This is a genomic window from uncultured Ramlibacter sp., from assembly GCF_936925435.1.
Classification (GTDB): domain Bacteria; phylum Pseudomonadota; class Gammaproteobacteria; order Burkholderiales; family Burkholderiaceae_C; genus Ramlibacter.
This window is the reverse complement of record NZ_CAKZHQ010000033.1, coordinates 35,663-48,734: the sequence shown is the minus strand read 5'-3', so window position 1 is coordinate 48,734 and position 13,072 is coordinate 35,663. Positions and strand designations below refer to the sequence as shown.

The window sequence follows — 13,072 nt, the reverse complement described above, 5'->3', positions numbered from 1 at the left end:
ACGCCTTGTCATGGGTTGGGACAGGCCGGCACGGTATCCAGCCGCGCCGGGGCCGGCCATCGTCCGAATCGACGAAGTTGCGGACACACCGTGGCCGGCCAGGCCAGCCGGTCCCTTGAAGCGGTCCTGATGCCGTCCTGATGCGCCGCCTGCTACCGTGCAACCCATGTCGGACACCAGCACGATGGCGCCCCGCACGGGCGAACTGCCCGCCGCGCCGCCGCTCGCCTTGCCGTTGCCGGCGCGCCCGGCGCTCGCCGCGACCGACAGCCTCACGGTGCCCGTGGAGCGTTTCACCGTCACCGGCAACACGCGCATCGCCAGCGCCGACATCGCCCGCCTGCGGGCCGAGGGGCGGCAGGCCCCCGACGCGGTGGTGGGCACGCAGGTGGGCGATGCTGCTGTCGTATTTGCGCTGCACCTTGGCCAGGGCGGCAGCGGCGTCATCGAAGGGCTGAGGCGGAATGGGCTCGGGGAGGTGGTACATGGTTGGATTCTGCCAGCCCGCCATGACAGTTGCTGCGCTCCAGAGCGAGCATCACCGCCCCGGCAGGCGACGACGGTGCGCCCTCACAGATCCCACTTGACCCCGACACGCAAAGTGCGCGGCGCGCCGGCGGCCAAGTGTGTGCCAGTTCCCTCACCCCTCAAACTGTGGATGCAACTGCCGGATGCGGCTCAGCGCCATGGCCGCCGCCGCGGTACGTGTCTCCACGCCGAGCTTGGCAAACACCCGTTCCAGGTGTTTTTTCACCGTCATGGGGCTGGTGCCCAGGATGTCGCCGATGTCGCGGTTGATCTTGCCCTTGACCACCCAGTACAGCACCTCGGCCTCGCGCGCGGTGAGCTTGAAGGACAGGCTCATGGCCTCGATCACCGCCGCATCCGACACTTCGCGCATGACGATCAGCCAGTCGCCGCCGCCCTCGCTGTCGCCGGTCTGCTGGTGCAGGCGGAAGGACAGGCGCCGCGCGCCCAGTTCGGCCGTCAGCCGCGGCGGCTCGATCTGCGCCTGCGCCTCGCGCAGGTGGCGGCGCAGCCAGTCGGCCACCGGCTGCGGCGCCAGCTGGTGCGGGCCCGGCGCCGGAGGGCCGAAGTAGGCCAGCAGCAGATCGCGCGCCAGCGGCGTCTGCCACATCAGCCTGCCGTCGGAGGCGCGCACCGTGATGCTGGCGTAGCCGAAGGCGTCCAGCGCGTTGCGCGCCTGGCCGGCCTGGCGCGCCTCCTGCCGGGCCTGGCGGGCGCCGCCCAGATGCACGCCCATGCGGGCCAGCACCTCCTTGGGCTTGATCGGCTTGGTGACGTAGTCCACCCCGCCGGACTCCAGCGCCGCCACCAGGTGCTCGGTCTCGGTCAGGCCGGTCATGAAGATGATGGGGATGTGGGCCGTGCGCGGCGAGGCCTTGAGGCGGCGAGCCACCTCGAAGCCGTCCATGCCCGGCATCATGGCGTCGAGCAGCACGATGTCGGGCAGGGCCTGGTCGGCACGCTGCAGGGCCGCCTCGCCGCCGGTGGCCACCAGCACGGTGTAGCCCGACTCGTCCAGCGCGTCGTGCAGCACCGCCAGGTTGTCGGGCACATCGTCGACGATCAGCACCAGGTCGCTGTTGGCGCGCTCGCGGGCCAGGGCTTCGCTGCCGTTCATTTGATCTCCGTCGCAGTGGCGGCCAGGCGCTTGGCCATCTGCTCGAACTGGAACTGGCGCGCCAGCTCGCGCATGGCGGTGGTGAAGCCTTTGCATTCGGGCTCGGCCGCCTCGATGGCGTCGAGCTTGTTCATGATGCCGCGCAGATAGCCCAGCTGCACCACCTGCTGCAGCTCCTGCAGGGCCGTGGCATCGGGCAGGCGGCCCGTGTCTGCGGCCTCAGGTGCCGCCACCGAGGGCGGCGAAACCACTGGCGCCTCCAGCCAGCGCAGACCCAGCTGGCGCTCCAGCCAGTCGAGCAGCTCGCTGTGGCGCAGCGGCTTGAGGATGAAGTCCTCGGGCCGGATGCCCACATCGTTGTCCAGCCCCTTGTCAAAGGCGTTGGCCGAGACGATCGCGATTTTGGAATTGACATGTTCCATGCGGCGCAGCCGCCGGATGGTCTCCCAGCCGTCGATGCCGGGCATGGCCAGGTCCATCAGGATGGCGTCGGGCTGCAGGCCGGCGGCCAGCAGGTCGAGCGCGTCATGGCCGCTGGCGGCGCTGCGCAGCTCGAAGCCCAGCGGCTCGAGCAGGTGCACCAGCAGCTCGCGGTCGGCCTCCTCGTTGTCGACCACCAGCAGCTTGCGGCGCGGACCCTCGTAGCCGTGGCGCGGCCTGGCCGGCGCCACGACAGCAGCGCGCGCGCCATGCACCTCGGGCAGGAACAGCTTGATGCGAAAGGCCGCGCCGGCGCCCGGCGTGCTTTGCACCGTCAGCTCGCCGCCCATCAGGTCGGTCAGCATCTTGGCGATGGTCAGGCCCAGGCCGGCGCCCGGCGCGGCATGGGGCGCACTGGCACTGGCGCCGCGCGCGAAGGGCTCGAAGATCTGCTCGATCTCCTCGCGCTGCAGGCCGGGGCCGGTGTCCTCGATCTCGATGGTGGCCATCTCGCGCGCATGGCGCACGCGGAAGGTCACCTTGCCCTCGCTGGTGAACTTGATGGCGTTGCCCAGCAGGTTGATCAGGATCTGGCGCACCCGCTTCTCGTCGGCCCGCACCACCTCGGGCAGCGTGCCCTCAGCCTCGAAGCGGAAGGCCAGGCCCTTGCCGGCGGCCTGCAGCTCGAACATGCCGGCCATCTCGTGCACGCAATCGGCGAAGTGCATGGGCTTGACGTTGAGCGTGAGCTTGCCCGCCTCGATGCGGGCGATGTCCAGCGTGCCTTCGATCAGCTGCAGCAGGTGCTCGCCGCCGCGCTTGATGACGCTGACCGCCTGGCGCCGGTGCGGCGGGATGGCCGCGTCCTCGCCCATCAGCTGGGCGTAACCCAGGATGGAGTTGAGCGGCGTGCGCAGCTCGTGGCTGATGGCGCTGATGTAGCGGCTCTTGGCCTGGTTGGCCTGCTCGGCCTGCTGCTTGGCCCGCTCCGCCAGCAGCTTGGCGCTTTGCAAGGCCTCGTCGGTCTGGCGGTGCGACTCGATCTCCAGCATCAGCAGATGGGTCTGGCGGTTGGACTCCTCCTGCGCCACCTGGCGGCTCTTGTGGGCCAGCACCAGCCACCAGGCGACGATGCCCGCGATCACCAGCAGGGCCATGTAGGCCTTGAGAAAACCCGAGCGCAGCGTGCCGTCCGAGATCGCCAGCGGTTCGGCCAGCAATGCCAGGGCCTGCAGCTCCTGGCGGTAGAGCAGGCCGAACACCGTGGCCAGCAGCGGCACGACGATCAGCATCAGCAGCAGGAAGTGGCCCAGGCCGGTGTCCAGATAAGGCCAGACCCGGCGCGGCAGCAGATGCCGCAGCGCGCCCGACCACTGCGCCGACAGGCTCGCATGCGGCTTGCAGAGGTCACCGCAGCGCGCGTCCAGCGTGCAGCACAGCGAGCAGATCGGCCCCTGGTAGGCCGGGCAATGGGCCATGTCGGGGCCCTCGTACTCACGCTCGCAGATCACGCAGCGCTGCACCGCATCGCGCTCCGGCGCCGGCCCGCTGTCGCGGGCCAGGTAGTAGCGCCCCTTGGTCGCCCAGGCGATCAGCGGCGAGGTGACCAGGGCCACACCCAGGGCGATCACGGCGGAGAAAGCCTGGGCCATGGGACCGAACAGGCCCAGGTGGGCGGCGATGGACAGGGCCGAGGCCAGCACCATGGCGCCCACACCGACCGGGTTGATGTCGTAGAGGTGGGCCCGCTTGAACTCGATGCCCGGCGGCGACAGCCCCAGCGGCTTGTTGATCACCAGGTCGGCCACCACCGCCATCATCCAGGCGATGGCGATGTTGGAGTACAGGCCCAGCACGTCGCCCAGGGCCTGGAAGACGTTCATCTCCATCAGCATGAAGGCGATCAAGGTGTTGAACACCACCCAGACCACCCGCCCCGGGTGGCTGTGGGTGACGCGCGAGAAGAAGTTGGACCAGGCCAGCGAGCCCGCATAGGCGTTGGTGACGTTGATCTTGAGCTGCGAGATGACCACGAACAGGGCCGTCGCCGCCACCGCCCAGCCGTAGTTGGGAAAAACGTATTCGTAGGCCGCCAGGTACATCTGGTTGGGGTCGACCGCGCGGTCGGTGGGCACCATGTGGGTGATCGCCAGGTAGGCCAGCAGGGCGCCGCCCAGCATCTTGACCACACCCAGCAGCACCCAACCCGGACCGCCGGCCAGCACAGCCAGCCACCAGCCCCGGGCCCTGCCCTCCACGCGCCTGGGCATGAAGCGCAGATAGTCCACCTGCTCCCCCATTTGGGTAATCAAGGCGATCCCCACCGTCAGAGCAGCACCGAAATAGTGCAAATTAAACTGCGATGTGCCGGACTTTTCACCAGAGTAGTGCGTTATTCCATTGAATGCACCTGGATCGCGCATCAACACGTAGACGAAGGGCACGACCAGCATCACCAGCCACAGCGGCTGGGTCCACATCTGCAGCCGGCTGATGGCCGAGACCCCGTGCGTCACCAGGGGGATGACGACCAGGGCGCAGACCAGGTAGCCCCAACTGGGTGGGATGCCCAGGGCGAGTTCCAGCGCGTAGGCCATGACGGCCGCCTCCAGCGCGAAGAAGATGAAGGTGAAGGAGGCGTAGATCAGCGAGGTCAGGGTCGAGCCGATGTAGCCAAAGCCCGCGCCCCGGGTCAAAAGGTCCATGTCCACGCCGTAGCGGGCGGCATAGATGCTGATCGGCAGGCCGGCCAGGAAGATGATCAGGCCGGTGGCCAGGATGGCCCAGAAGGCGTTGAGAAAGCCGTACTGCACCAGCAGGGTGGCGCCCACCGCCTCCAGGATCAGGAAGGAGGCGGCGCCAAAAGCCGTGTTGGCGACCCGGAAGGTGGACCATTTGCGAAAGCGCTGCGGCGTGTAGCGCAGGGCGTAGTCCTCCATGGTCTCGCTCGCCACCCAGCTGTTGTAGTCGCGCCGGACCTTCACGATGCGCTGGGGCGCTTCGCCGGCCGGTACGGGGTGGATGGGAATGGTTTCGCTCACGGAGCGAGGGGTGCAGAAACCGTGCCACGGCCACCTGGGGAGCAGGCCGTCCATGCGGCGTTGGGCGTATGGACCGGCATGGGCTTTGCAATAAGATGGCCCGCACTCCCCCACCGGCCTGGCACCATGGAACTGACCCCCCGAGAAAAAGACAAGCTGCTGATCTTCACCGCCGGCCTGCTGGCCGAGCGGCGCAAGGCCCGCGGCCTGAAGCTGAACTACCCCGAGGCCGTGGCCCTGATCTCGGCCGCCGTGATGGAGGGCGCCCGCGACGGCAGGACCGTGGCCCAGCTCATGAGCGAGGGCCGCAGCGTGCTGACCCGCGCCGACGTGATGGAAGGCGTGGCCGACATGATCCCCGACATCCAGGTGGAAGCCACCTTCCCGGACGGCACCAAGCTGGTCACCGTCCACCAGCCGATCGTATGACCATGACACCTGGCGAACTCCTGACCGACGACGGCGACCACGCCCTGAACCCGGGCCGCCGCACCCTCACCGTGGTGGTGGCCAACACGGCCGACCGGCCCATCCAGGTCGGCTCGCACTACCACTTCGCCGAAACCAACGGCGCGCTGGGCTTCGACCGCGATGCGGCGCGCGGCATGCGGCTGAACATCGCCTCGGGCACGGCCGTGCGTTTCGAGCCCGGCCAGCAGCGCACGGTGGAACTGGTGGACTTCGCCGGCGACCGCATCGTTTATGGCTTTCGCGGCCTCGTGCAAGGAAAACTCTGATGGCAACGATTGGACGCCGCGCTTACGCGGAGATGTTCGGCCCGACCAAGGGCGACCGCCTGCGCCTGGCCGACACCGGCCTCATGGTGGAAGTCGAGGACGACTTCACCCTGCGCGCCGGCGGCTACGGCGAAGAGGTGAAGTTCGGCGGCGGCAAGACCATCCGTGACGGCATGGCGCAGGGCCAGAAGACCCGGGCCGAGGGCGCGGTGGACTGCGTCATGACCAACGCATTGATCATTGACCACTGGGGCATCGTCAAGGCCGACATCGGCATCAAGGGCGGCCGCATCGTGGCCATCGGCAAGGCCGGCAACCCCGATACCCAGCCGGGCGTGGACATCATCATCGGCCCGGGCACGGAGATCATCTCCTGCGAGGGCAACATCGTCACGGCCGGCGGCATCGACAGCCACATCCACTTTATCTGCCCGCAGCAGATCGAGGAGGCCCTGGCCGCCGGCGTGACCACCATGCTGGGCGGCGGCACCGGACCGGCCACCGGCACCTTTGCCACCACCTGCACGCCCGGCCCCTGGAACATCGAGCGCATGCTGCAGGCGGCCGACGCCTTCCCCATGAACCTGGGCTTTCTGGGCAAGGGCAACGCCAGCCTGCCGGCCGCTTTGCACGAACAGATCAACGCTGGCGTGATCGGCCTGAAGCTGCACGAGGACTGGGGCACGACGCCGGCGGCCATCAGCAACTGTCTGGACGTGGCCGATGCCACCGACACCCAGGTGGCGATCCACTCGGACACGCTCAACGAATCGGGCTTCGTCGAGAACACCATCGCCGCCACCAAGGGCCGCGGCCTGTGCGCGTTCCACACCGAAGGCGCGGGCGGCGGCCACGCGCCGGACATCCTGCGCGTGGTGGGCGAGGCCAACTTCCTGCCCTCGTCGACCAACCCCACCATGCCCTACACGGTGAACACGCTGGACGAACATGTGGACATGCTCATGGTCTGCCACCACCTGGACCCGGCCATCGCCGAGGACCTGGCCTTTGCCGAGAGCCGCATCCGCAAGGAAACCATCGCCGCCGAGGACGTGCTGCACGACCTGGGCGCGATCAGCATGATGTCCAGCGACAGCCAGGCCATGGGCCGGGTCGGCGAGGTCATCATCCGCACCTGGCAGACGGCCCACAAGATGAAGGCGCAACGCGGCACATTGCCGGAAGACAGCGCGCGCCACGACAACTTCCGCGCCAAGCGCTACATCGCCAAGTACACCATCAACCCGGCCATCGCCCACGGCATCAGCCACGAGGTGGGCAGCATCGAGCCGGGCAAGTGGGCCGACCTGGTGGTCTGGAAGCCGGCCTTCTTCGGCGTCAAGCCGGCCCTGGTCATCAAGGGCGGCTTCATCGCCCTGGCCGCCATGGGCGACCCCAACGCCTCCATCCCCACACCCCAGCCTGTGCACTACCGGCCGATGTTCGGCGCCTTCGGCGGCGCCATCGCCCGCGGCTCGCTCAGCTTCGTCTCGCAGGCCGGCCTGGACGCGGGCATCAAGGACAAGTTCGGTCTGGCCAAGACCTTGAGCGCCGTGAAGAACATCCGCGGCGTGCGCAAGCAGAACATGGTGCACAACAGCTACCTGCCCAAGATGGAGATCGACGCCCAGACCTATGCCGTGCGCGCCGACGGCCAGCTGCTGACCTGCGAGGCGGCCACCGTGCTGCCCATGGCCCAGCGCTACTTTCTCTTTTAAGAACCGATGTTGCAGATTTCCAAGATCCTGGCCGGCGGCCATGGGCTGGCGCCCGTCCTCCTCAAGCGCGCGGCCACGGTCGAACTCGATTGGGACGTGCGCCAGAAAAGCCGTTTCGACGCCACCGACTCGCAAGGCCGCCACCTGGGCGTCTTCCTGCCGCGCGGAACGGCCGTGCGCGGCGGCGATGTGCTGGTGGCCGAGGACGGCTCCCTGGTCAAGGTGATCGCCGCGCCGCAGCCGGTGCTGGTCATCACGCATTGCAAGGAACACGGCACGCCCTTCGACCTGACGCGCGCCGCCTACCACCTGGGCAACCGCCATGTGCCGATCGAGCTCAAGCCCGACCACCTGAAGATCGAACCCGACCATGTGCTGGCCGACATGCTGCGCTCCATGCACCTGATCGTTCGCGAAGAGAACACCGCTTTCGAGCCCGAGGGCGGCGCCTACGGCGCGCACGGAGGCGGGCATTCGCACAGCCCGGCGCCGGCACCGGTACAGGGCTTCCGGCCTTTCTCGCCCGAGCACCTGGACCGGCAAGCACACAGCCATGAGCACGGCGGCCACCATCACCACTGACGCCGCGCTGCTGCAGCTGATCTGGCTGGCCTCGCCGGCCCTGCCGGTGGGCGGTTTCTCGTATTCCGAAGGGCTGGAGGCCGCGGTCGACGCAGGCCTGGTCAGCAACGAAGACACGGCAGCGCTTTGGCTCGAGGACCAGTTGCACACTAGCCTGGCGCGCTCTGACCTCGCTGTCGTCGCGCAGGCCGTGACAGCCTGGCGCGCGCAAGACATGGCGCGCATCGCCCAGCTCGATGCCTGGGTACTGCAGACGCGGGAAACCAGCGAACTGCGCGCGCAGACGGTGCAGATGGGGCGCTCCCTGGTGGAGTGGCTCAAGTCTGTCCATCCCGAGCAAGCACTGCGGGCCACCCAGCCGCTGACCTACCCCGTCGCCTTCGCGCTGGCAGCCTCCAGTGGCGGCGCTGCGGCGCGCGACATCCTCCTGTGCTTTGCCTTCGGCTGGTCGGAAAATATGGCGCAGGCCGCCCTCAAGTCCGTGCCCCTGGGCCAGAGCTCGGGCCAGCGCATCCTGCAGCGGCTGGCGGCGGCCATCCCCGGCGCGGTAGACCATGCCCTGGGCCTGGACGACGACAGCCGCCAGGCTTTTTCCCCCATGCTGGCCATCCTGTCGGCCCAGCATGAAACCCAATACTCCAGATTGTTCAGATCATGACCATGCACCACATCGCCAACCGCACCAAGAAGCTGCCGCCACTGCGCGTGGGCATCGGCGGGCCGGTCGGTTCGGGCAAGACCACCTTGCTGGAAATGCTGTGCAAGGCCATGCGCGATCAATACGACCTGGTGGCCATCACCAACGACATCTACACCAAGGAAGACCAGCGCCTGCTGACCGTCAGCGGCGCCCTGGCGGCCGAACGCATCATGGGCGTGGAGACCGGCGGCTGCCCGCACACCGCCATCCGCGAGGACGCCTCCATCAACCTGGAAGCTATCGACCGCATGCTGGAGGATTTTCCCGACGCCGACGTGGTGTTTGTGGAATCCGGCGGCGACAACCTGGCCGCCACCTTCAGCCCGGAGCTCTCGGACCTGACCATCTACGTGATCGACGTCGCTGCCGGCGAAAAGATCCCGCGCAAGGGCGGCCCCGGCATCACCAAGAGCGATCTGTTCGTCATCAACAAGACCGACCTGGCGCCTTATGTGGGCGCGGATCTGGGCGTGATGGAAGAAGACACCCAGCGCATGCGGCGCGGCAAGCCCTATGTGATGACCAACCTCAAGACCAAGCAGGGCCTGGCCGAGGTCGTCGCCTTCATCGAGAGCAAAGGCCTGCTGCTGGCCACAGCGTAAAATCACGCCTCCCAGGAAGCGTGGGAGAGTGGTTTAATCCAGCGGTCTTGAAAACCGCCGAGGCCTCGCGGCCTCCGTGAGTTCGAATCTCACCGCTTCCGCCAGACCACAGCCTGCGCGGCTCCTAGTTGGTGGTCTTCTTCTCGCCGTGCTTTTGTGGCCCTGTGGGTGAACCCGATGGCTTGCTTGCGGCTTTCCTCTGTGCCGCCGCCGAAGCGCCGCCGCTGGCGTGCGTGTCTTTCTTGGCGTGCGTCTTGCCGCCCTTGGCGTCTTTGCTGGATTGGGGCATGGTGGTCTCTCCGCAGTGTTGAAGTCCGCCCATGCTGGTGCGCGGCCGGCCGCGCGCTTGTAGGACTGCAGCCCCTGTCCGGCCGGCATCCTCCGACGCCAGCAAATCACGCCCCTCCTAGAGGTATCCGACCGCGCTCGCCATGTCAGTGATGGTGGCGGCACTGCCCGTCATCGTTCCCACCAAGGTCACGGCGAAGTCCCGCGCGCCGGTGGTGTCTTCCACGTAGTAGATGGAGCCGTTGGCGCTGCTGCCAGCTGTAGTTTCAGAGAAAGAGAAGACGACCGCCTTGCCACCATTGGCCACGACCACCTCGCCGGCCACACCGCCGTCGGCCGCCGCCAGAATATTGGCTGCGGTCAGGGTCGCGCTGCCGTAACGCACGCCGATGTTCAGGCCGCCCGTCAAGACCAGCGCGGAGCCGATCAGGGTGGAATCGACGGCGGCATTGTTCAACGACGAAGTGCCGAGAAACGCCGAGAAACTGAAGGTTCCGTTGGTGCGCACCCCGGTCAAGGTATCCACGCCATTGGCGCTGCCGCTGGCTTCGAACACATAGGTCGTGGCGCCGCTGGTGGATGTGGCGATGCTGTCGTTGCCACCGCCTCCGCGCAAGATGCTGGTGACTTCACCTCCCGTCAGGCTGTCCGCGCCCGAGCCACCGGTGATGGTGTTGCTGCCCTTGGCCACGCCGGTCACCGTCATCCCGCGGGTAAGGCCCGAGAGGTCGACCGTCGCTGTGGACCCTGAGGCCTGGTCGCTCGCCAGCTCGATCTTGCTGATGGACCCCAGGTTGGCATCGGCCTGGAATGTGAGCGAATAGTTGTGGACGACCATGTTCTGGGACAGGGTGCGCAGGATCTCTATATTCGTGATGCGCGCCAGCGACTGCGCGCTGCCAATGCTGAAGCTGTCGTCGACGACGATGGAATCGTTGCCGCCGCCTCCATCGAGGCGGTCCACCACCGCATTGCCGGAAATGAACGAGCCCGCGTTCAAATAGTAAAAAACGTCGGTGCTGTTCCCGCCGACCAGCGTGTCCGCGCCGGAGCCACAGATGAAACTGTTGGTGCCGGTGCCCACGCCCTTGAGCGTCATGTCCCGGGTGACGTCCCGCAGATCGAAGGCACCGCTGGAGTTGTTCGCGGTGTCGCCCGACAGGTCGATGGTGGTCAGGCTGCCCAGCTTGACCTCGGAGTTGACGGCGATGTCGTGGACGCGCCGGGCCGTCGACTGCGATTGCGCCTTGAGTTGCTCCACATTGGTCATGCGCTGGAGGTCGGAGCTGCGATCGATCCTGACATTGTCGAAATTGATCACCACCGCGTCGTTGTCGGCGCCACCGTCGATCTGGTCGACCACCCTGTAGCTTGTGAGGAACTGGGCCATCGATGCGTAGAGAAAGCTGTCGTCTCCGCTCTGTCCGTTGAGGGTGTCGATGCCGTCCCCGCCGGTGATGATGTCCGCGCCACCGCCGGCGTCGACGGTGTCGTTGCCGCTGCCCAATGAGATGGTATTGTCCCCGGTCCCGCCCATCACCGTGGTGCTGCCCGTGGAGCCGGCCTCGAGGTTGCCGGCCGTCAGCGTCACGCTGGCCGTGAAGGCGCCCGACAGTGCCAGCGTCTGGCCGGCGGCCAGGGCTTGCGCATTGATGGACTGCGCCGCGCCCAGAGTGGCGGAGTTGTTTGTCGCGGCCAGGGTGAACTTCTCCACCGCCGCATTCAGGACCTCGCCACCGGTGAGCGCCGTCGTCAGGATGATCCTGTCGCTGGCGCCGCCAGCGGTGATGCCGCCGCTGTTGAAGGCGCTGTACTGGGCCGCCGTCATGGTGATGGCGCCGGCCAGCGTGAGGAGCTCGACCGAGGTCGTGGTGGCCGCAGCGATGTTGGCGCCGTCGGTGGCAACCAGCACGTCGGCCGCGTTGGCCAAGGCATAGGTGCCGGTTGCGGTGCTGCCGCCGAGGTTCAACGTGGTCGCCGTGCCGGCCGCGCTGCTGATGTTCTGCGCGGCCGCACCCAGCGTCACGTTGTTGGCGAAGTTGCCCAGGACAAAGGATTCGATGTTGGTGTTGAGCGTGCCGCTGGCCACGGTGGTCAGGGTCACCGCCTGTGCGCCCGGCGCAGCGGTCGCCAACGCGGCCTGTGCCGCCGTCATGGTGTAGTTCTGCCCGCTGGCCAGGGTGATGCCGTCGATGCCGGCCACGGTGATGGCCGAGATGTCGGCGCCCGTGGCAGCGGAGGCGATCACGCTGTCGGCGCCAGCGGCCTTGAGGGCGGTGGCCACGCCATTGCCCAGGGCCGCCAGGGTGTCGCGGACTGTGGTCGTACCGGCATCGGTGAGCGTGCCAATGACGCCGCCGGCGCCGATCCTGGCGATTGCCGCTTGCGCCGCTGTGAGGGTGTAGCTCTGGCCTGTGTTCAGCTGCAGGCCGCTGACGCCGGTGGCGTTGAAGGCCGTCAGGTCTTCACCGGTCGCGTTCGCAATGACCAGCGCCGTGCCGGCGCCGCTGAAGGCCTTGCCCGTCGCCAGCGTGCTGCTGATGTTGAGCGTCGTGCCCACAGGCACGGCGATGCCAGTGATGGGCGCAATGGCGCTGCCGGAGGCGCCACCGCTGGTGAAGGTGAAGCTGCCGCCCCCCGCCTCGGTCACGTCGATCTGCGCGCCGGCGGCGCTGAAGGAGACGATGTTGCCGCCGTCCTTGCTGACGGCGAAAGTGGGGGCTGGCGTTGCAGGCGGCGCGACCGGCAGGGTCTGTCCGGCGCCCGTGATCAGAATGAGCTTGGCCTGCAGTGCCGCCAGCGCGGTGGCCAGGCTGGCCTCGGATGCATCCACGGTTTGGAGGAAGCTGCGCGCCGCCGCCGCCGGGTTCGCGCCCGCATAGCCGGCGATCTCCGCGACGGTGTCAAGCTGCTCCAGGAAGGCTCGCGCCAGCGCCAGCTTGTTGAGCACCGCCGTCTTGTCGGCGTTTTGCGCGCCGTTGAGGATCGCCAGCGCGACCTGCGCGGGGCTGATGCGCCCGGCGTTGACTTCCTGCTGCCAGTACAGCTGGCCCGCCGGCTCGGCATCGCGGTTGAACAGGTTCTGGTAGATCGCGTTGATCTGGGCCGCGCCGAACGTGCTGCCATGCAAGGCCACCGACTCGGGCGACGCGCTGAAGCCGCGCACCACGTCCTCCAGCGCATGCTTGCCCGACGAATAAAACTGCACGCCCCCCACATCCGGCGGACGGCCGAAATAGGCCAGATAGAGCTCAAGCAACTGGGGGGTGGTGATGGCCATTGCAACCTTGCAAGAAGAGCAGGCCCATCGCGTTGCACGCAAGCGCCCACTCGGTGGAA

General features: G+C 67.7%; 10 protein-coding genes, 1 tRNA gene and 1 pseudogene. 7 read left to right on the top strand and 5 right to left on the bottom strand.

The window, feature by feature from the left end:
- The 3 genes and pseudogenes from Q0632_RS14925 to Q0632_RS14915 form a co-directional block, all read right to left on the bottom strand.
- Positions 1 to 384, bottom strand: a pseudogene (locus tag Q0632_RS14925) (hypothetical protein); the annotation flags it as partial.
- A gap of 256 nt (positions 385 to 640) precedes the next feature.
- Positions 641 to 1,645, bottom strand: coding sequence for a response regulator transcription factor (locus Q0632_RS14920; protein WP_298931529.1), 1,005 nt, complete (start codon positions 1,643 to 1,645; stop codon positions 641 to 643).
- The gene (locus Q0632_RS14915; protein ID WP_298931537.1) at positions 1,642 to 5,004 is read right to left on the bottom strand and encodes an ATP-binding protein; all 3,363 of its coding nucleotides are present in this window, start codon (positions 5,002 to 5,004) and stop codon (positions 1,642 to 1,644) included. Before Q0632_RS14915 ends, Q0632_RS14920 begins: the two co-directional genes overlap by 4 nt.
- A 228-nt stretch (positions 5,005 to 5,232) precedes the next feature.
- Here Q0632_RS14915 and ureA point away from each other — a divergent pair, with 228 nt between their 5' ends.
- The 7 genes from ureA (at position 5,233) to Q0632_RS14880 (ending at position 9,549) form a co-directional block, all read left to right on the top strand.
- Positions 5,233 to 5,535 (top strand): urease subunit gamma, encoded by a 303-nt coding sequence (ureA, locus tag Q0632_RS14910; RefSeq protein WP_298931527.1) that lies wholly within the window; start codon positions 5,233 to 5,235, stop codon positions 5,533 to 5,535.
- A 2-nt stretch (positions 5,536 to 5,537) separates the two neighbouring features.
- The gene (locus Q0632_RS14905; RefSeq protein ID WP_298931535.1) at positions 5,538 to 5,843 is read left to right on the top strand and encodes an urease subunit beta; all 306 of its coding nucleotides are present in this window, start codon (positions 5,538 to 5,540) and stop codon (positions 5,841 to 5,843) included.
- A complete protein-coding gene (gene ureC, locus Q0632_RS14900; RefSeq protein WP_298931525.1) occupies positions 5,843 to 7,561 on the top strand; it encodes an urease subunit alpha in 1,719 nt (572 codons plus the stop codon). Before Q0632_RS14905 ends, ureC begins: the two co-directional genes overlap by 1 nt.
- Positions 7,562 to 7,567: 6 nt before the next feature.
- A complete protein-coding gene (gene ureE, locus Q0632_RS14895; RefSeq protein ID WP_298931523.1) occupies positions 7,568 to 8,143 on the top strand; it encodes an urease accessory protein UreE in 576 nt (191 codons plus the stop codon).
- Entirely contained in the window at positions 8,115 to 8,801 is a 687-nt protein-coding gene (locus Q0632_RS14890; protein WP_298931521.1) for an urease accessory protein UreF, read from the top strand. The genes ureE and Q0632_RS14890 overlap by 29 nt, the downstream gene beginning before the upstream one ends.
- Positions 8,798 to 9,445 (top strand): urease accessory protein UreG, encoded by a 648-nt coding sequence (gene ureG / locus Q0632_RS14885; RefSeq protein WP_298931519.1) that lies wholly within the window; start codon positions 8,798 to 8,800, stop codon positions 9,443 to 9,445. The genes Q0632_RS14890 and ureG overlap by 4 nt, the downstream gene beginning before the upstream one ends.
- 14 nt (positions 9,446 to 9,459) lie before the next feature.
- Positions 9,460 to 9,549, top strand: a tRNA-Ser gene (locus tag Q0632_RS14880).
- A gap of 20 nt (positions 9,550 to 9,569) precedes the next feature.
- Here the strand turns inward: Q0632_RS14880 and Q0632_RS14875 are convergent.
- Together Q0632_RS14875 and Q0632_RS14870 are read right to left on the bottom strand one after the other, a co-directional pair.
- Positions 9,570 to 9,734, bottom strand: a complete 165-nt coding sequence (locus Q0632_RS14875) for a hypothetical protein (RefSeq protein WP_298931517.1) — start codon at positions 9,732 to 9,734, stop codon at positions 9,570 to 9,572.
- A gap of 117 nt (positions 9,735 to 9,851) precedes the next feature.
- Positions 9,852 to 13,013, bottom strand: coding sequence for a DUF4214 domain-containing protein (locus Q0632_RS14870; RefSeq protein WP_298931515.1), 3,162 nt, complete (start codon positions 13,011 to 13,013; stop codon positions 9,852 to 9,854).
- Positions 13,014 to 13,072 lie beyond the last annotated feature (59 nt).

Excerpts from the sequence above, each read along its gene's own strand:
- Q0632_RS14870 (WP_298931515.1), bottom strand. The coding sequence starts at position 13,013 with ATGGCCATCACCACCCCCCAGTTGCTTGAGCTCTATCTGGCCTATTTC.
- ureG (WP_298931519.1), top strand. The coding sequence starts at position 8,798 with ATGACCATGCACCACATCGCCAACCGCACCAAGAAGCTGCCGCCACTG.
- ureA (WP_298931527.1), top strand. The coding sequence starts at position 5,233 with ATGGAACTGACCCCCCGAGAAAAAGACAAGCTGCTGATCTTCACCGCC.
- Q0632_RS14905 (WP_298931535.1), top strand. The coding sequence starts at position 5,538 with ATGACACCTGGCGAACTCCTGACCGACGACGGCGACCACGCCCTGAAC.
- Q0632_RS14890 (WP_298931521.1), top strand. The coding sequence starts at position 8,115 with ATGAGCACGGCGGCCACCATCACCACTGACGCCGCGCTGCTGCAGCTG.
- Q0632_RS14915 (WP_298931537.1), bottom strand. The coding sequence starts at position 5,004 with ATGGAGGACTACGCCCTGCGCTACACGCCGCAGCGCTTTCGCAAATGG.
- Q0632_RS14875 (WP_298931517.1), bottom strand. The coding sequence starts at position 9,734 with ATGCCCCAATCCAGCAAAGACGCCAAGGGCGGCAAGACGCACGCCAAG.
- ureE (WP_298931523.1), top strand. The coding sequence starts at position 7,568 with ATGTTGCAGATTTCCAAGATCCTGGCCGGCGGCCATGGGCTGGCGCCC.
- Q0632_RS14920 (WP_298931529.1), bottom strand. The coding sequence starts at position 1,645 with ATGAACGGCAGCGAAGCCCTGGCCCGCGAGCGCGCCAACAGCGACCTG.
- ureC (WP_298931525.1), top strand. The coding sequence starts at position 5,843 with ATGGCAACGATTGGACGCCGCGCTTACGCGGAGATGTTCGGCCCGACC.